Annotated in this window: 17 protein-coding genes; 3 read left to right on the forward strand and 14 right to left on the reverse strand. The window is 68.5% G+C overall.

Annotated features, from left to right (window positions below; translation table 11 throughout):
* Positions 1 to 51: 51 nt before the first annotated feature.
* Complete coding sequence (locus QMA07_RS07105) at positions 52 to 1,050, forward strand: diacylglycerol kinase family protein (RefSeq protein WP_290160867.1); 999 nt, start codon at positions 52 to 54, stop codon at positions 1,048 to 1,050.
* 32 nt (positions 1,051 to 1,082) lie between these two features.
* Here QMA07_RS07105 and QMA07_RS07110 read toward each other — a convergent pair whose 3' ends face one another.
* The 3 genes from QMA07_RS07110 to QMA07_RS07120 all read right to left on the reverse strand — a co-directional run bounded on the left by QMA07_RS07110 (position 1,083) and on the right by QMA07_RS07120 (position 3,608).
* Positions 1,083 to 1,823, reverse strand: coding sequence for a hypothetical protein (locus QMA07_RS07110; protein ID WP_290160868.1), 741 nt, complete (start codon positions 1,821 to 1,823; stop codon positions 1,083 to 1,085).
* A 50-nt stretch (positions 1,824 to 1,873) separates the two neighbouring features.
* Positions 1,874 to 3,334, reverse strand: coding sequence for a cardiolipin synthase (gene cls, locus QMA07_RS07115; protein ID WP_290160869.1), 1,461 nt, complete (start codon positions 3,332 to 3,334; stop codon positions 1,874 to 1,876).
* 100 nt (positions 3,335 to 3,434) lie between these two features.
* Positions 3,435 to 3,608: a hypothetical protein gene (locus QMA07_RS07120; RefSeq protein ID WP_164481682.1), complete on the reverse strand. Its 174-nt coding sequence runs from the start codon at positions 3,606 to 3,608 to the stop codon at positions 3,435 to 3,437.
* A gap of 112 nt (positions 3,609 to 3,720) precedes the next feature.
* Here QMA07_RS07120 and QMA07_RS07125 point away from each other — a divergent pair, with 112 nt between their 5' ends.
* The gene (locus QMA07_RS07125; protein WP_290160870.1) at positions 3,721 to 4,839 is read left to right on the forward strand and encodes a DUF4192 family protein; all 1,119 of its coding nucleotides are present in this window, start codon (positions 3,721 to 3,723) and stop codon (positions 4,837 to 4,839) included.
* Here QMA07_RS07125 and lysS read toward each other — a convergent pair.
* Positions 4,832 to 6,358, reverse strand: coding sequence for a lysine--tRNA ligase (gene lysS / locus QMA07_RS07130; protein ID WP_290160871.1), 1,527 nt, complete (start codon positions 6,356 to 6,358; stop codon positions 4,832 to 4,834). The genes QMA07_RS07125 and lysS overlap by 8 nt on opposite strands.
* Before the next feature lie 81 nt (positions 6,359 to 6,439).
* On the opposite strand from lysS, the gene QMA07_RS07135 reads away from it, so the two are divergent.
* Complete coding sequence (locus tag QMA07_RS07135; protein WP_290160872.1) at positions 6,440 to 8,281, forward strand: DUF2207 domain-containing protein; 1,842 nt, start codon at positions 6,440 to 6,442, stop codon at positions 8,279 to 8,281.
* 2 nt (positions 8,282 to 8,283) lie between these two features.
* Here QMA07_RS07135 and QMA07_RS07140 read toward each other — a convergent pair whose 3' ends face one another.
* The 10 genes from QMA07_RS07140 to hpt all read right to left on the reverse strand — a co-directional run bounded on the left by QMA07_RS07140 (position 8,284) and on the right by hpt (position 16,963).
* Positions 8,284 to 8,988, reverse strand: coding sequence for a DUF2520 domain-containing protein (locus QMA07_RS07140; protein ID WP_290160873.1), 705 nt, complete (start codon positions 8,986 to 8,988; stop codon positions 8,284 to 8,286).
* Entirely contained in the window at positions 8,981 to 10,924 is a 1,944-nt protein-coding gene (locus QMA07_RS07145; RefSeq protein ID WP_290160874.1) for a PH domain-containing protein, read from the reverse strand. The genes QMA07_RS07140 and QMA07_RS07145 overlap by 8 nt, the downstream gene beginning before the upstream one ends.
* Entirely contained in the window at positions 10,921 to 11,517 is a 597-nt protein-coding gene (locus tag QMA07_RS07150) for a PH domain-containing protein (protein ID WP_290160875.1), read from the reverse strand. Before QMA07_RS07150 ends, QMA07_RS07145 begins: the two co-directional genes overlap by 4 nt.
* On the reverse strand, positions 11,471 to 11,950 hold the full coding sequence (locus QMA07_RS07155; protein ID WP_290160876.1) for a DUF3180 domain-containing protein: 480 nt from the start codon (positions 11,948 to 11,950) through the stop codon (positions 11,471 to 11,473). Before QMA07_RS07155 ends, QMA07_RS07150 begins: the two co-directional genes overlap by 47 nt.
* A complete protein-coding gene (folK, locus tag QMA07_RS07160; protein WP_290160877.1) occupies positions 11,947 to 12,495 on the reverse strand; it encodes a 2-amino-4-hydroxy-6-hydroxymethyldihydropteridine diphosphokinase in 549 nt (182 codons plus the stop codon). The genes QMA07_RS07155 and folK overlap by 4 nt, the downstream gene beginning before the upstream one ends.
* Positions 12,492 to 12,884 carry a dihydroneopterin aldolase gene (folB, locus tag QMA07_RS07165; RefSeq protein WP_290160878.1) on the reverse strand — a complete coding sequence of 131 codons (393 nt, stop codon included), beginning with the start codon at positions 12,882 to 12,884 and terminating at the stop codon, positions 12,492 to 12,494. The genes folK and folB overlap by 4 nt, the downstream gene beginning before the upstream one ends.
* A 4-nt stretch (positions 12,885 to 12,888) precedes the next feature.
* Positions 12,889 to 13,689: a dihydropteroate synthase gene (folP, locus tag QMA07_RS07170; protein WP_290160879.1), complete on the reverse strand. Its 801-nt coding sequence runs from the start codon at positions 13,687 to 13,689 to the stop codon at positions 12,889 to 12,891.
* Positions 13,686 to 14,291, reverse strand: coding sequence for a GTP cyclohydrolase I (gene folE / locus QMA07_RS07175; RefSeq protein ID WP_290160880.1), 606 nt, complete (start codon positions 14,289 to 14,291; stop codon positions 13,686 to 13,688). Before folE ends, folP begins: the two co-directional genes overlap by 4 nt.
* Before the next feature lie 3 nt (positions 14,292 to 14,294).
* Positions 14,295 to 16,295, reverse strand: a complete 2,001-nt coding sequence (ftsH, locus tag QMA07_RS07180; protein ID WP_290160881.1) for an ATP-dependent zinc metalloprotease FtsH — start codon at positions 16,293 to 16,295, stop codon at positions 14,295 to 14,297.
* 116 nt (positions 16,296 to 16,411) lie between these two features.
* The gene (gene hpt, locus QMA07_RS07185; protein ID WP_042536974.1) at positions 16,412 to 16,963 is read right to left on the reverse strand and encodes a hypoxanthine phosphoribosyltransferase; all 552 of its coding nucleotides are present in this window, start codon (positions 16,961 to 16,963) and stop codon (positions 16,412 to 16,414) included.
* Positions 16,964 to 17,015: the final 52 nt, after the last annotated feature.

Raw genomic sequence — 17,015 nt, forward strand, 5'->3', positions numbered from 1 at the left:
GGCGCGTCAGCCGCGGTCAAGCGCCGCCGACGCCCGCGTTAGAGTAGCGCCATGACCACGAGCGCCCCCGCCCGGCGACAGGCGGCGCTCGTGTACAACCCGATCAAGGTCGACGAGAAGCATCTGCGGGCCAGGGTCCGAGCTCTGTCTCGCGAGGCCGGGTGGGAGCATCCGGCCTTCTATCCGACCACGATCGAAGACCCCGGTCAGGGTGCGACGACCCAGGCCCTCGCCCGGGCTGTGGACGTCGTGCTCGTCGCCGGTGGAGACGGCACGGTGCGCGCGGTCTCCGAAGCCATCGCGAACACCGGGGTGCCACTCGCGATCCTGCCGAGCGGCACCGGAAATCTGCTGGCGCGCAACCTGGGGCTCCCGCTCGCCGACCCCGACGAGATGATCCGCGCGGCGCTCGGCGACTTCCGTCACGCGATCGACATCGGCTGGGCACGGCTGACGAGAGAGAACGGCGAGCACGAGGAGCACGCGTACGTCGTTCTCGCGGGCGTCGGTCTGGATGCCGACATGATCGCGAACACCCGCGCTGACCTGAAGAGATCGGTCGGGTGGATCGCCTACGTCGACGGAGCCGCCAGGTCGCTCGTGGGCGCCGAACCGTTCCGCTCCGTGTTCCAGATCGACGACGGACGCCTGCACTCGACCAAAGTGCACAGCATCCTGTTCGCGAACTGCGGCACTCTGCCGGCGGGCATCTCCCTGATCCCCGACGCGTCGATCACGGACGGCGTCCTCGATGTCGCCGTGATCCAGCCCACCGGCATGTGGGGCTGGCTCGGTGTCTGGCGCAAGATCTGGTGGGACAACTCGGTGCTGCGCCGCTCGCGCGCCGGCCGCCGGGTGCTCGAACGACGGGGCCGGGATGCATCCGTGCACTACTTCCGTGGAGTCGCCGCCGAGGCCGCCGTGACGTCGCCCACCTCGATCGAGCTCGACGGCGATGAGTTCGGGACCGCCGTGCGCGTCACCTGCCGCGTGGACCCCGGAGCGCTCCTGCTGGCCCTTCCTGCCGACCACCCGGTCGCATCGCTCTGATCCCACCGGTCGGGCCTGCGCGGCCCGTCGCGTCAGCCGCGCACGTCGACCGTGCCGTCGAGACCTCCGCCGACGAGCGTGAGCGTGAAGGCGTCGTCATCGACGGCGTCTTCACCGAACTCGAGGATCGTCGCACGCGGCGCCATGTCCATGGTGCACACCTGATCGTCGTCCGTCGCGAAGGACGCCGTGCCGGAGGCACCCGACCCTTCGAGGTCCTCGACCACAGGGGCGCAGCTCGACGACCCCCAGGTGAGCAGCACCAGCGAGCCGTCGTCGAACCAGCCGGCGCTCGGGGCGTACTCGGTCGATGAGCCGGGGGTGCCGGTGAACGACGGGTCGCCGTCGAGGTCGACGTCGTCGACGAGATCGCCGTAGGTCACCTGCAGCGTGATCTCCTTCGTCGGATCGACCCCCTCCGGCAGCGCACCGACGCTCGCTCGGGACGCCAGGTCGGCCGTGCAGGCCTTCTCACCGTCTCCCTCGGATTCCGGCTCGACGAGTGTCACCGACACGGTCTGCCCCTCAGCCGTCACCGTGTCGACCTGCGGAACACAGGTGGAGGATCCCCAGGTCACGACCGCGAACATGCGGCCGTCGTCGAGCAGCGTGCCTTCGACGTCATCCGAGTCGTCGGTGCTCTGACCGGGCCCACTCGAAGGGTTCGAGGTCGACTCCGGTGCGGTGGCGCCAGGGCCGGTCGTGCACCCGGCGATCAGCAGCACGGCGGCGAGGGACGAGAGTGCTGCGACGACACGCGATGGCGATTCCATGCACACAGGGTACCGGCCACGATCTCTCGAAGACACCCCGTCGTGCCGCTCTATTGCAGCGCAGAGGTGAGGCGCGCGAGGTTGTCGAGCACCGTCGATCGCAGGGGCTGCTGCATCCACTCCTCGAGCGTCAGTTCTCTGCTGAGCGAGCGGTAGACGTCTTCGACCTCGCGCATCTCGGCGACGAACTCCTCGCCCCGCACCAGCATCGACACCTCGAGGTTCAGACCGAACGAGCGCATATCCATGTTGCTCGACCCGATCACGGCGACCTGGTCGTCTATCGTGAGGCTCTTGGTGTGCAGGATGTACGGCCGACGGTACATCCAGATCCGCACTCCGGCCCTGAGCAGCGCCTCGTAATAGCTGCGCTGCGCGTGATAGACCATCGCCTGGTCGCCCTCTTCCGAGACGAACAGCTCCACGGCGACGCCGCGGTCGACCGCGGCGGTGACGGCGAGCAGCAGCGCTTCGTCCGGGACGAAGTACGGGCTGACGATCATGATCTTCTCTTTGGCCGCATAGAGCAGTCCGAGGAAGAGACGCAGGTTGTTCTCGACCTCGAAACCGGGCCCTGACGGCACGACCTGGCAGTCGAGGTCTCCCGACCCCGTCTGGGCGTGCGAGATGTCGATCTCCTGCAGCACCTCGTCGGTCTCGCTGTACCAGTCGCTGAGGAAGATCGCGTTCACGCTGAGGACGACGGGTCCGTCGATGCGGACCATGAGGTCGACCCAGTGCAGCCCGCGCTTGATGTTCTTGGGAAGGTTGTAGGTCGAGTCCGTGACGTTCTGCGACCCGAGGAACGCCACCTTGCCGTCGACGACGACGAGCTTGCGGTGGTTGCGCAGATCGGGCCGCTGCATGCGTCCCTTCAGGGGCTGCACCGGGAGCATCAGATGCCAGTTCGCTCCCATGTCGTTGAGCCGCTTGATGGTCTGCCGATACTTCGGCTTCCATCTGTTCGCCCAGTGGTCGAGCAGCACGCGCACGTGCACGCCGCGCGCCGCGACCTCTTCCATCGCGCGGAAGAAGTTGTCCGTCGAGGCATCCGCCTGGAGGATGTAGAACTCGACGTGGACGTAGTCCTCGGCCTTGCGGATCTCGTCGGCCATGGCGTCGAGTGAATCCTGATAATCCGCGATCAGGTGCGCGCCGTTGTCTCCCGAGATCGGCAGGGCTCCCAGCCTGTGGTTCATCTCGACGAGCGGAGGGAACCAGCTCGGCGCATCCGGTCGCAGGGTGCCGAAATGCAGGTGTTCGCTCGTCTCGGCGATGTACTCGTTGATCTGATCCTGCTTGCGCCGCCGAGCGCGGGGCAGTCGCGGGTTTCCGATGAGGAGGAACAGGAAGACCCCGATGAACGGGATGAAGAAGACCGCGAGCAGCCACGCCATCGCCGCGGTCGGTCGTCGGTTGCGCGGGATCACGATGATCGCCGTGATGCGGATCGTCAGGTCGAGGGCGATCAGGAACGCCGCGGTCCACCAGGCCCAGATCTCGGGCGTCATCCCTCGTCCTCTCGGCCGGTCGGCACTGCGACGCCGGTCGCGTCAGTGGGCACCGACGAAGGTGCGCTGGCTACACAGTATCCGATGGTGCCGACGTTGCTCAGGAGCGCGGCGGCAGACCGCGGGCGGCCCGCTCCTCAGCCTCGATCCGTGCGTGCACCTTGCGTTCGGTGCGATCGAATCGCAGGATCCCGCGGAGAACGAAGAAGAACACGACGCTCACCCCGATGGTCGGAATGATCGACCATGCGGCTGCGAGCCAGAAGTTCTCCATGACTCCATGGTACGCGACCCACTACTCCTCCACACTCGAGGGCCCCCACCGGATCGACCATCGACGCTGTGGAATCGAACCGCGACCACGGCCGCGCGATGAGACTCGCCCGATGACAACACTGCTCCGTGCTTCCGGCTCCGCTGAGTTCCTCAGCATCGTCCCCTCCCTCGCAGGCTTCACCCCGACCGAGAGCCTCGTCCTGCTTCCGTTCCGCGGCACACGCACCTACGGTGCGATGAGACTCGACCTCCCCCGTGACGACGTCGAACTCGGAGACTACGCGGATGCCGCGGTCGGCCTGGTCGCGCGGGTCGAGCGAACGGATGCGGTGGCGCTCGTCGTCTACACGGATGACGCGGTGCAGCAGACGCGAGACGGGCTGGTCCTGCCTTTCGCCGTCGAGGTCGACGAGATCCTCGGGCGGGCTGAGGACGCCGGTCTGCGCATCGTCGACGCGCTCTGCGTGACCTCGGACGGCTGGTCGAGCTACCTCGACGGCGATCCGCAGCTCCGCGTTCTCGATCGCGCGGCCCCCGAGGTTCCGGGCGTCGGCGACGTGTCGGGCGATCAGCTCTCCGGTGCCGCTCTGCCGGCGGCGGGTTTCGCAGACAAGGAGAGGGTGGGCCGAGCGCTGCGCGACGTGACCGACCTCCTCGCGCGGGGCGGCAGGCCTGGGCCGACGGGCGCCGAGAACCCCCAGGCGGTCGCTGCTCTCGTGCTCCTCGAAGACATCCCGGCGTTCTTCGAAGCCGTACTCGCGTCTCCCGAAGAGCTGCCGCCCTTCGCCACCGCTGCGCTCCTCTGGTGCCTCGAGCGACCGCTCTTCAGAGATGTGGCGCTGACGCAGTGGGCCTCGGACCTCCGTGGTGGCGAGCGCACTCTCGAGGCGCAGCTCACCTTCGCCGATACAGGGTCGACCGTGCCCGACGATCTCGGTGAGGTGTTCCTCGGGCGGGGGCCCACGCCGGATCCGGAGCGGCTCGGGGTCGCCCTCTCACTCGTGCGCACCGCTGCAGCGCTCGCGCCTCGGGCGACGAGACCCGCACCGCTCACTGCTGCGGCGTGGCTCTCGTGGGCGCTCGGTCGCTCGAGTCACGCCGCACAGTACCTCGATCTCGTGCGCGCGATCGATGCCGAGTACGGGCTCGCCGCCCTGCTCGAGACGATGATCAACGCGGCGATGCTGCCGGAGTGGGCGTTCAGACGCGGCGAGACACCCGCTACTTGACGAGCGGGAACAGGATGGTCTCGCGAATGCCGAGCCCCGTGATCGCCATCAGCAGGCGATCGATCCCCATGCCCATCCCGCCGGACGGCGGCATGCCGTGCTCGAGTGCGCGCAGGAACTCCTCGTCGACCGGCATCGCCTCGACGTCGCCTCGAGCGGCGAGCTTCGCCTGTTCGACGAACCGCTCGCGCTGGATGACGGGGTCGACCAGCTCGGAGTATCCGGTCGCCAGTTCGAAGCCGCGGATGTACAGATCCCACTTCTCGACCACGCCCTCGATCGAGCGGTGCTCGCGCACGAGGGGCGAGGTGTCTACGGGGAAGTCCATCACGAAGGTGGGGCGCACGAGGTCGCCCTTCACGAAGTGCTCCCACAGTTCTTCGACGAGCTTGCCGTGCGTCGCCTGAGCCGGCAGGTCGACGCCGTTCGCCTCGGCGAAGGCGATCAGGTCCTCGACCGAATTGCTCGGGGTGATCGTGCGACCCGAGGCCGCCGACAGCGACTCGTACATCGAGATGCGATCCCATTCGCCGCCGAGGTCGTACTCGGTGCCGTCGGCCCAGGTCACGGTGGTCGACCCCGCGACGGCGATCGCCGCCTGCTGCACGAGCTCCTGCGTCAGAGCGGCCATCTGGTTGTAGTCGCCGTAGGCCTGGTAGGCCTCGAGCATCGCGAACTCCGGGCTGTGCGTCGAGTCGGCACCCTCATTGCGGAAGTTGCGGTTGATCTCGTACACCCGCTCGATGCCGCCGACGACCGCGCGCTTGAGATACAACTCGGGTGCGATGCGCAGGTAGAGCTCGGTGTCGAAGGCGTTGGAGTGCGTCACGAACGGGCGAGCGGATGCTCCGCCGTGCTGCACCTGCAGCATGGGCGTCTCGACCTCGAGGTAGTCGTGGCTGCCGAACGTCGCTCGGAGGCTCGCGTTGACCGCGGCACGGGCGCGCACGGTGGTGCGGGCCTGCTCACGGACGATCAGATCGAGGTAGCGGCTGCGCACACGCCCCTCCTCGCTGAGCTCGGAGTAGGCGTTCGGCAGCGGCAGGATCGCCTTGGACGCGATCGCCCACGCGTCGGCCATGATCGACAGCTCGCCTCGGCGACTCGAGATCACCTCGCCGTGCACGAACACGTGATCGCCGAGGTCGACGTATTCCTTCCAGTCTGCGAGCGACTCCTCGCCGACGTTCGCGAGCGAGATCATCGCCTGGATGCGCGAGCCATCGCCGGCCTGCAGCGTCGCGAAGCAGAGCTTCCCGGTGTTGCGACTGAAGACCACGCGACCCGCGACACCGACGACGACGCCCGTCTCGGCGCCGGCTTCGAGCTCGCCGTACTCGGCGCGCAGCGCGGGGATCTGGTGAGTCACGGGCACGCTGACCGGGAAGGCTCCCCCACCGGCATCCGCTCGGTTCGCGACCAGACGCTCGCGCTTGGCCAGGCGCACCGCCTTCTGCTCGTGCACGTCTTCTTCGGTGGCGGCGGTGGTCGTGTCGGGCGCGGCAGACGCGTCAGTCATTCGGGGCTCCTTGAAAAGTCGTGTCCAGTTTACCGAGGTCGCGTCCCTCCTCCCGCGGCCGAGTCTGGGTAGCCTCGAAGCATGGCAGCCACCAGACTCGCCCGCTCTCTCGTCACTATCAGCCTCGCCGCCGCCGCGCTGCTCGCATCAGCGGCTCCGGCCACGGCAGCAGCAAGACCGGCCGCAGCCCCTGCGTCCGGAGCGACGGTGGTCCGGACGGATGTCGACGACTTCAGCTACGCGTCGTGGGACGCGCGCTACGAGGTGGGGCTCGACGACGACGGTCGCGCCCGCATGCGCGTCACGGAGACCGTCACGGCGCGATTCCCCGATGTCGACCAGAACAAGGGGATCGTCCGCGGGCTGCCGACCAGCTACGAGAATGCCTGGCTCGATACGCGGGTGCTGTCCGTGACCGACGAGACCGGGGCCGATGTGCCTTACGAGACCGACGACGAGGATGGTCTGCTGCTGATCCTCACCGGCGACGACGACTACGTGCGCGGACTCACGACCTACGTCATCGAGTACGAGATGCGCGACGTGATCCTCGCGGCCGACTCCGGCGTCGACGAGTTCTATTGGGATCTGCTCCCGCTCGACAGCACGCAGCGCATCGACGGCTTCACCGCCGAGGTGGCGTTCGACGAGACGATGGCGAATCGCATGACCGGCGACGCGCGCTGCTATGCCGGCTACGAGGGGTCGACGGACGAGTGCGAGCTGATCGCCTCCGCCGACGGCTCGCAGCTCGACATCGAGGCGAACGAGCTGTCGCCCGGTGAGGGCATCACGATCGCGGTCGGATTCGAATCGGGCACGGCCGTGCAGCCCTCGGCCCGACAGCCCGACCCGGTGACCGACACCGTGCCCGCGATCGCGGCGCTCGGCGGGCTCGGACTCTCGATCGCCGGGTGGTTCGCCGTCTCGAGTTTCAAGAAGAGACGGCGCACGGCCAGCGGCATCATCGTCGCCCAGTACGAGGTTCCGGACTCCCTGCCGCCGCTGTTGGCCGCCGTGATCGTGCCGGGAGCAAAAGACCCGATCCCCGCGGAGATCATCCACCTGGCTGTGCGGGGCACGCTCCGCATCGAAGAGGGAACCGACGCCGAACAACCACGGTTGCGACGCCTTCCCGGCGGCCGGATCCCCGACCCGCTCGATGGCGAGGCCCTCGACGCGCTGTTCGCGGGCGCCGACTCCGACGGTGTCGCTGAGCTCCCCAGCGCGAGCGAGGACTTCGCTGCCCGCATGAAGACCCTGTCGCAGCGCGGCACCGAGGTGGCGGTCTCGCGCGGGCTCACCACGAAGGCGCGCAGCAGGGGTGCGATGATCCTGCAGTGGTGCGCGATCGCGATCGTGCTGGCCGGCTTCGCGCTGGGCTTGTGGGGGATCATCGCAGGGAGGGTGACAGCGCTCCCCGCGTTCGTGGCGATCGCCTTCGGCGCGTTCCTCGTGCTGCTGTCCTCCTTCTACAGCTTCTCGAAGCACACGGTCCTCTCGGCCGAGGGCGCTCAGCAGTACGAGCACCTCATGGGCGTGCGGGAGTTCATCCGCGTCGCCGAAGCCGACCGGCTGCAGATGCTGCAGTCGTACTCCGGTGCCGAGCGGCGGCAGGACGGCAGCGCGAACGTGATCGTCGTCTATGAGCGCCTGCTCCCCTACGCGATGCTGTTCGGCATGGAGAACGAATGGGGAGCCCTGCTCGAGGGCGTGTACGCCTCCGAGAACCGCGGGGCGACGTGGATCGGCGACCCGAGCTCGCCGTTCGTCCATGGTCAGCTCGTGGCGTTCGCCGCCTCCTCGCACGCGTCCGCGACGTACTCGGCGCCGAGCGCGAGCAGCTCGTCGAGTGCCGGAGGATCGTTCGGCGGCGGCTTCTCGGGCGGCGGCGGGGGCGGCGGCTTCTCCGGCGGCCGCTGACCTCAGAGGAGCGGCTGGGGACCGGATGCGTCTCGGAGCGCCCGCTCGACCGTCGACTGCACCAGGGCCGAGAGATATCCGCCCGGATTCTCGACGCCGAGCGCGCCGAGGCGCGAGGTGGACTGGGCGATGAGCGAGCGCGAGAATTCGGTGACCGTCTGGATCGCGTCGGCATAGGCCTCACGATCCGCCTCGGAGATCACCACCGGCTCGCACCCCATCTCGACGGCGAGAGCCTGCGCGATGGGCAGCACCGCCGCAGGAGCGGTGACCGCCGCATAGCTCGCCTGCAGCTGGCGCAGATCGACAGAGGTGCCCGTGAAGGTGATCGCCGGATGCACCGCGAGCGGGATGGCGCCGCTCGCAGCCGCCGGGAGCAACACCCCGATGCCGTGACCGGGGTCGGTGTGCAGCACGAGCTGGCCGAGCTGCCAGCCTCCGACCTCGGCGATGCCCGTGATCAGAGCGGGGAGCTGGTCGTGCGGCACGGCGACCACGACGAGCTCGCTGCGACGCACCACTTCGAGCGCATCGAGGATCGGCACATCAGGCAGCACTGCCGACGCCCGGTCGTCGTCCGAGCCGCTCGTGATCCCCGTGATCGCGTGTCCCGCTCCGGCGAGGGCAGCACCGATGACCGGCCCCACCCGCCCGGCACCGATGATGCCGACCCCGAGTCGCCCGTCACGGCGCGAAGGATCACTCACGGTTCGGAGCCGGCGGCGCGGGAGGCGGCGGAGACACCGGAGGCGCGGGCGGCGCGGGAGGCGGCGGAGACACCGGAGGCGCGGGAGGCGGCACTGGCGGAGCTGCCGGCGGCGCAGCCGGAGAATCGAGCGGGGGTGCCGGCGCCGCGAGAGGCGGCGCAGGCGGAAGCACGGAAGCTCCGAGCTCGGTCGCTGCGGATTCCGCCCCGGCACCCGGGTACCCGGGCACCTGCGCACCCTCGGCATCCGTCACGTACTCGCCCCATCTGTGGGTGTGATCGCGCGCTGCGGCGGCGACCGCTGCCGAGCTCACGCCGTCGAGAAGATACAGAGCGTCATCGCGCTCGAGACCCGAGAGATACCCCGTGATGAGGCCCTGCACGGAATGGACCTGCGCACCCGACACACGCTGCGCGCGGTCGATGGGTCCCTGCGAGAGCGACACGCCCTGCAGGCGTGCGAGGGGGAAGACGGCCAGCTTGCGCCAGACGACTCCTCGTCTGAGCAGCAGTCCGAACTCGGTGAGCGCGAAGCCGTGGCGCTTCCACGACACAGGCCTGCGCCACCATGCGCGTCGCGGCATCGTCCGATACGGATCGCCTTCGATCGGACCGAGGATGCCGTGCTCCCAGACGAGCGGGATGTCGGCGACCGGAGCATCAGGCAGGATCAGCGCGAGCACGCGTTCGACATCGGCGCGCTTGCCCACCGGCAGGACGACGTTGAACTGCTGCGCCGAACCCGATGACTGCTGTGCGGCGCTCTTGCCGCTCATGCGGTTGATCCTGATGGTCCACCAGCCGAACGGACGCCACAGCAGAGACTGCGTGACCTCGACGGCGAAGATGCGCCCAGGGGGCAGCGTCTCGGTCACGGTCGTCAGCAGACCGTAGGTGATACGCACTCCGTCAGGCGTCGGAGCGATCGAGTAGCGCAGCGACTTCGAGATCTGCGCCCAGGTGATACCGACGACCGCGATGACCATGGGGATCCCGATGCCCAGGGTGATGCCGAGGCCCAGGAACCCGCCGATCGGATCGCCGTCGATCAGCGAGCCGATCGCGATGCCGCCGACCGCCACACCGAAGATGATGCCGAAGAAGACGAACCACAGCACGCTCGAGATGAGCTGCGATCCGACCAGGCGGCCCGTGGGGATCTTGACCACGCTCTCCGGCTCGACATCTGCCAGGTCGACACCGCTGATCAGATCGTTGACCCCGGCGTTCACCGACCCGACGAGCTGCGCGCGCGCCGAACCCGGCCCGCCGGCGACAGAACCCGCGGCGTCCGGCGGTCGTACCCCGGCCGCTGACTCCGCCGCGGTCAGTCTCGCCGCGCGGGCACCCGAGGCGAGGCGCAGGATGTCGGTCCGCACCGCCTCTGCGCGCGGTGTCGCGAGGTACTCGAGCTCGACGTTGGAGTCGGTGCCCGCGCCGACGACCTCGAGCTTCGCGAGGCCGATGATGCGCGCGGGGAACGGACGAGTGAGATTGACGCCCTGCACCCGATCGAGAGGCGCGCGCCGATGCGAGCGGAAGATGATGCCCTTGCGCACCTCGACGTGATCGCCGGTGATCCGGAACTGCTGGAAACGCCACACGAACCAGAAGATGAGCACGAGTACGGCGACGAGCGCCAGCACGCCGAGCAGCACGATGATGAGCAGGTTGTTCTCGAAGACCCAGTCGACGGGATCGCCACCCGAGTAGTCGTCGTAGTTCACCTCTTCGGGCGTGAAGAACTCGACGAACCAGGCGATTAGGCGATCGCGCAGGTTGGCGATCGCGATGCCCGCGATGATGATGAGCGCCAGCCCGCCCTTGAAGAGCGGGGTGAGCGGATGCATCCGGTGCCACTCGCCGTCGGCGAGGGTCGCGGCCCGCGCCGGGGATTCGGCCGCCGCCGGGGGCGACGGGAAAGACTGCTCGCTCACAGGCCCGTCCGGCGGGTCTCGGCGACGGCGATGAGGGTGTCACGCAGCGCCTCGGCGGAGCCCTGTGCGAGTCCGGGTATCTGCACGCCCGTGGTCGCGGCAGCGGTGACCATCTTGAGCTGGGAGACGCCGAAGGCACGGTCGAGGGGCCCCTGGGTGATGTCGACGAGTTGCATGCGACCGTACGGCACGGCGATCATGCGCTGCCAGAGGATGCCCTTGCGGAAGACGATGTCGTCGTCGCGCAGCATGTACCCGATGGCCTTGGCCTGTCGGGGAAGGATCACCAGGGTGATGAGTGTGATGAGCACGATGACGCCCGCCGGGATCCACACCCAGGTCTGGTCGAGGACCAGCGCCAGCACCAGGGCCGCGGCCAGCACGACCGCGACGAAGATCAGATTCTGCAGGATCTGCGAGACCACGTAGCGCGGCGAGATCTGGTGCCAGGTGCCGTCGAGCTCCAGCCTCGCCTCGTTGCGCACGGTGCGCAGCTGCGAATACGTGCCCTCGTCGAGGGCCGCGAGGTCGCTGACCTCCGCCGAACTAAGCGGTGCCGGGGTCCCCGGCTCGATCTCTGGGTTCTGAGTCATCAGGATCCTTCGGCAGGGTGCAGAACTGTTCGGCGATGAGCGCGACGACGGCGAGCACGATCGCGCTTCCGATCAGAGCCACCATCGCCACAGTCGACCCTACCGGGGGATCGATGGGCCTGGAGAGAAGGAACGCCAGAAGGCCCGCGCCGAACCCGGCCATGATCGCCCCGACCAGGCTGGACGCCCGGGCGAGTGTGACGGCACGGGTCGCGCGGAACGGATCGATGCGGATGCCGTTGCGAACGCTCGCACGCACGGGCCAGGCGACCGCCAGCGAAGCCGCGGCGATGAGCAGAAGCAGCACGGGGAGCAGAAGCGACGGCGTGAACGTCGTGCGGCCCATCACGGTCAGCACGTGGTCGAGGACGAAGCCCCCGGCCGCGGCGAGCACCGCGAGGACCGCGAGAAGTCCGAGCGAGGTGCGCTTCATGAGCGCTCCCGGCGGCGCAGGTCGGCGACGAGCTCGTCGACACGGCCCCTACCCGGCAGCACGGCGTCACCGTCGAGCTCGAGCCAGGGTTCGAGCACGAACAGCCGCTCGAAGGCGCGGGGATGCGGCAGCTGCAGGCCGTCGCCGGTGCCGCCGTCGGCTGATTCCTCGCCGTAGGCGATCAGGTCGAGGTCGAGGGTCCGATCGCCCCAGCGCTCATGGCGCTCGCGTCCGTGTTCGTCCTCGATCGCATGCAGCATGCCGAGCAGGATCGACGGGGCGAGGCGGGTGGTGATCAGCGCGACCGCGTTCACGTATCCGGGGGCCGCCGGATCCGGCCCGTCGAGCCGCAGCGCCACCGTCTCGAACAGCGAAGACAGACGCACGTCGCTGACCAGCGGCAGTCGCGAGATGCGCTCGGCTGCGGCGCGGATCGTGTCTTCGCGCTCACCGAGGTTCGCGCCGAAGGCGATGACGGCCACGGCTTCCTCGCGCCCGGGTCGGGGGCCGGGAAGGCTCGGCGGGTTCGCCAGGTTGCGACTCATCGCGATGCCTCGTCCCCGGATCGCTGCCGAGCCCGGTGCACGGTGACGGAGACGTCCGAGAACGTGAGCGAGATCGGGGCGTGCGGCTTGTGCACCGTGACCGAGACGGCGTGCACCCGAGTGTCGGCGAGCGCGACATCGGCGATGCGCTCTGCGAGCGTCTCGATGAGATTCACCGGCTCGCCCGCGACGACCTCTGCGACCTTCTCGGCGAGCTCTCCGTAGTGCACGGTGTCGGCGACGTCGTCGGATGCCGCAGCCTCGCGCAACGGCATCATGAGGCGGAGATCGATCGTGAACTCCTGACCGTTCTCACGCTCATGGTCGTAGACGCCGTGCCGGCCGAACACGGTCAGCCCCGTCAGGACGATCTCGTCGAGGACATCCATGGTCTCATCCCTCCCAGGCGTGAACGATGGCCAGGGCATCGCGTGTGGCGCCGACATCGTGCACCCGCACGGCCCACACCCCCGCCCGCGCGGCCAGCGCGCTCGTGACCGCGGTCGCGAGATCGCGCCGCGCTTCCGAGACCTCCTCCGGGTTCGCTCCGAGTGCCTCCGCGAGGAACCTCTTGCGTGACGTGCCGATGAGCACGCGCGGCCCGAGAGCGACGATCTCGTCGAGTCCGCGCAGGACGCCCCAGTTCTGGTCGCCCCGCTTCGAGAACCCGATGCCCGGATCGACGATCAGCCGCGACGGCGCGATGCCCGATGCCGCGGCTTCGCCCATCCGCTCGTGCAACTCCCCCGCCACCTCGCGAGAGGTACGACGGTAGACGGCGTTCGCGTACATGTCGTCCGGGGCGTCGCGCCAGTGACCGATCGCGTAGTCGGCGCCGGACTCGGCGACCGCCGCGCGCATCTCGGGGTCGGCCAGACCGCCGGACACGTCGTTGACGATCCGCGCCCCCGCGCGCACGGCGGCTGCGGCGGTCGACGCATTGAGTGTGTCGATGCTCACCGGTGCGTTCTCGGCGACCAGCCGCTCGATCACCGGGAGCACGCGCCGCTGCTCCTCCTCGGCCCCCACGCGCTCGGCCCCTGGTCTGGTCGACTCGCCCCCGATGTCGAGCACGGTGGCTCCCTCGGCGCGCAGCCGCAGCCCGTGCGCGACGGCTCGATCCACGTCGAGATAGCGACCGCCGTCGCTGAACGAGTCGGGCGTGACGTTCACGATGCCCCAGATGCCCGTCATGCGTGCGCCACCCCAGAGCCTGACGACCCGATCAGCGCGATGAGCTCGGCCCGGGCGATCGGCTCGGTGTACTCTCCACGGGCGGCGATCGTGAGCGTCGAGGCCTCCGGCTGTCGTCCACCGCGCATGGTCACGCAGCCGTGGCTCGCATCGAGCACCACGAGCACTCCACGGGTGTCGAGGTGCTCGGCGATCGTGTCCGCGATCTGCTCACCGAGGCGCTCCTGCACCTGGGGGCGACCGGCGAGGATCTCGACCACGCGCACGAGCGCTCCGAGCCCGACCACCTGCTCGCCCGGCAGGTAGGCGATGTGCGCGCGCCCCGCGAACGGCAGCAGATGGTGCTCGCACACCGACCGGAAGCGGATGTCCCTCAACAGCACGGCACCCGACGGAAGCGTGTCGGGGGCAGGGCCTCGTGAGACGCTGATCGTGTGCGCGAGAGGAGCAGCAGCATCCTCGCCGACACCCGCGAAGAACTCCGCGTAGAGATCGCCCATGCGCGCCGGCGTCTGCTTCAGACCCGGGCGATCAGGGTCTTCTCCGATCGCCTCGAGCAGTTCCCTGGTGAGCCGCTCGACACGCGCGCGGTCGACAGACACCGGTCAGGCCGTCGCAGGTCGAGCCTGGCCGGCTCCCGCCGATCCGGGCTGGGTGCGCGGAGCCGATGCGGGAGCTTCGACCGATGCCACCAGCGAGACGTCCTTCTTCGGCACCTCGATCGGGGGACGCTCCGACACGGGGCGGTCCTCGCTCGACAGCCACAGCGGGCGCTCGGGGAGCTTCTTCACCTCGGTGAAGATCTCGGCGATCTGGTTGTGATCGAGGGTCTCCTCCTCGAGCAGCGACAGGGCGAGGCGATCGAGGATGTCACGGTTGGTGCTGATGACCTCGTAGGCCTCGTTGTGAGCCTGCTCGATGAGCGCCCGCACCTCGGCATCCACGCGCTCGGCGACCCTCTCGGAGTACTCGCGGCCACGGCCCATGTCGCGACCGGCGAAGGGCTCGCCGCCCTCGCTGCCGAGCTTGACCGGACCGACCTGTGTGGTCATGCCGTACTCGAGCACCATCTTGCGGGCGATCGAGGTCGCCTTCTCGATGTCGTTCGAGGCGCCGGTGGTCGGGTCGTGGAACACGATCTCCTCAGCGACGCGTCCGCCCATGGCGTAGGTCAGCTGATCCTGCAGCTCATTGCGGGTGATGGAGTACTTGTCGTCGAGCGGCAGCACCATCGTGTAGCCGAGAGCCTTGCCTCGGGGCAGGATCGTGATCTTCGTGACGGGGTCGGTGTAGTTCATCGCCGCCGCAGCGAGAGCGTGACCGCCCTCGTGGTACGCGGTGATGAGCTTCTCCTTGTCCTTCATCACACGGGTGCGACGCTGAGGACCGGCGATGACACGGTCGATGGCCTCGTCGAGCGCACGGTTGTCGACCAGCTGCGCGTTCGACCGAGCGGTCAGCAGCGCGGCCTCGTTGAGGACGTTCGCGAGATCCGCTCCGGTGAAGCCGGGGGTCTTGCGGGCGACGACCTCGAGGTCGACGCTCTTGGCCAACGGCTTGCCCTTGCTGTGCACCTCGAGGATCTTCTGGCGCCCGCGCAGGTCGGGGGCGTCGACGCCGATCTGGCGGTCGAAGCGGCCGGGGCGCAGGAGTGCCGGGTCGAGGATGTCGGGACGGTTGGTCGCCGCGATCACGATGACGTTCGCGTTGGGGTCGAAGCCGTCCATCTCGACGAGCATCTGGTTGAGCGTCTGCTCGCGCTCGTCGTTTCCGCCGCCCATACCGGCGCCGCGGTGGCGACCGACGGCGTCGATCTCATCGATGAAGATGATCGCTGGCGCGTTCTCCTTGGCCTGGTTGAACAGGTCGCGGACGCGCGATGCGCCGACGCCGACGAACATCTCGACGAAGTCAGAACCCGAGATCGAGTAGAACGGGGCTCCCGCCTCGCCGGCGACGGCGCGGGCGAGAAGCGTCTTTCCGGTTCCTGGAGGGCCGTACAGCAGCACGCCCTTCGGGATGCGGGCGCCGATGGCCTGGAACTTGGCCGGGTCCTGCAGGAACTCCTTGATCTCGTGGAGCTCCTCGATCGCCTCATCGGCGCCGGCGACATCGGCGAAGGTGACCGTCGGGGTCTCCTTGTTGACGAGCTTCGCCTTGGACTTGCCGAACTGCATGACCTTGCTGCCGCCACCCTGCATCGACGAGAGCAGCCACCAGAACAGCAGACCGAGAAGCACGAGGGGAAGAAGAAGAGAGAGGATGCCGTCGAACCAGGTCGCACGAGGCACGGCGTCGTTGAAGCCGTCCTTCAGATCGGCGCCGTTGATCGCCGTGACGACCTCTTCGGCGCGTGCGTCGACATAGTAGAACTGCACGTTCTCAGAGCCCTCGAACGCCTTCGACAGGGTCATGTCGACGCGCTGGTCTCCGTCGGTGTTCACGACCTCGGTGACCGTCTTGCCCGAGAGCAGCTCCAGACCCTCCTGGGTCGTGATCTGCTTGGGCGCGCCGAGGTTCGAGATCAGCAGGAAGCCGCCGAACAGCAGCAGACCGATCAGAGCGACGTAGATCAGCGGATTCCGAGTGAGCTTCTTGACATCCATGGTCGGATCAGCGTATCGCGCGCGCCCTAGGTGGCCGCTGTGCGTTCACCCACGGCGTACCGTTCGACGGGATCAGGGACCCGGATGACGGTCGTGGGGACCGAGGCGACGGTCGGTCAGCTGTAGACGTGCGGAGCGAGCACCGCGACATCGCGCAGGTTGCGGTAGCGCTCGTCGTAGTCGAGGCCGTAGCCGACGACGAAGTCGGTCGGGATGTCGAAGCCGACGTACTTGCAGTCGATGACGACCTTCGCGGCCTCCGGCTTGCGCAGAAGTGCGAGCACCTCGATCGATTCCGCACCGCGCGACTCGAAGTTCTCGAGCAGCCAGCTGAGGGTGAGGCCCGAGTCGATGATGTCCTCGACGATCAGCACGTGCTTGCCGTTCAGATCGGTGTCGAGGTCCTTGCGGATCTGCACGACACCGCTCGACTTGGTGCTCGCGCCGTAGCTCGAGACCGCCATCCAGTCCATCGGGGCGTGGAAGGGCAGAGCGCGCGCGAAGTCGGCCATGACCATGACCGCGCCTTTGAGCACGCCGACGAGGATGATCTCCTTGCCCTCGTAGTCGGCCGCGACCCGGGTCGCGAGTTCATCGAGCTTGGCGATGATCTCCTCCTCTGTGACGAGGATCTGAGCAAGGTCGTCCTGGATCTCCGCGGCGCGCATGGATCGATTTTAGGCGACGCGCACCGATGCTCCCGCCCAGGATCCGCAGATC

It is taken from the genome of Microbacterium sp. APC 3901 (assembly GCF_030407765.1).
Lineage (GTDB): Bacteria > Actinomycetota > Actinomycetes > Actinomycetales > Microbacteriaceae > Microbacterium.

Coding starts and splice junctions, on each gene's coding strand:
- lysS (WP_290160871.1), bottom strand. CDS start 6,358: ATGACTGACGCGTCTGCCGCGCCCGACACGACCACCGCCGCCACCGAA.
- QMA07_RS07155 (WP_290160876.1), bottom strand. CDS start 11,950: ATGAAGCGCACCTCGCTCGGACTTCTCGCGGTCCTCGCGGTGCTCGCC.
- QMA07_RS07110 (WP_290160868.1), bottom strand. CDS start 1,823: ATGGAATCGCCATCGCGTGTCGTCGCAGCACTCTCGTCCCTCGCCGCC.
- QMA07_RS07105 (WP_290160867.1), top strand. CDS start 52: ATGACCACGAGCGCCCCCGCCCGGCGACAGGCGGCGCTCGTGTACAAC.
- ftsH (WP_290160881.1), bottom strand. CDS start 16,295: ATGGATGTCAAGAAGCTCACTCGGAATCCGCTGATCTACGTCGCTCTG.
- folB (WP_290160878.1), bottom strand. CDS start 12,884: ATGGATGTCCTCGACGAGATCGTCCTGACGGGGCTGACCGTGTTCGGC.
- QMA07_RS07150 (WP_290160875.1), bottom strand. CDS start 11,517: ATGACTCAGAACCCAGAGATCGAGCCGGGGACCCCGGCACCGCTTAGT.
- folK (WP_290160877.1), bottom strand. CDS start 12,495: ATGAGTCGCAACCTGGCGAACCCGCCGAGCCTTCCCGGCCCCCGACCC.
- folP (WP_290160879.1), bottom strand. CDS start 13,689: ATGACGGGCATCTGGGGCATCGTGAACGTCACGCCCGACTCGTTCAGC.
- hpt (WP_042536974.1), bottom strand. CDS start 16,963: ATGCGCGCCGCGGAGATCCAGGACGACCTTGCTCAGATCCTCGTCACA.
- QMA07_RS07125 (WP_290160870.1), top strand. CDS start 3,721: ATGACAACACTGCTCCGTGCTTCCGGCTCCGCTGAGTTCCTCAGCATC.
- QMA07_RS07135 (WP_290160872.1), top strand. CDS start 6,440: ATGGCAGCCACCAGACTCGCCCGCTCTCTCGTCACTATCAGCCTCGCC.
- QMA07_RS07120 (WP_164481682.1), bottom strand. CDS start 3,608: ATGGAGAACTTCTGGCTCGCAGCCGCATGGTCGATCATTCCGACCATC.
- cls (WP_290160869.1), bottom strand. CDS start 3,334: ATGACGCCCGAGATCTGGGCCTGGTGGACCGCGGCGTTCCTGATCGCC.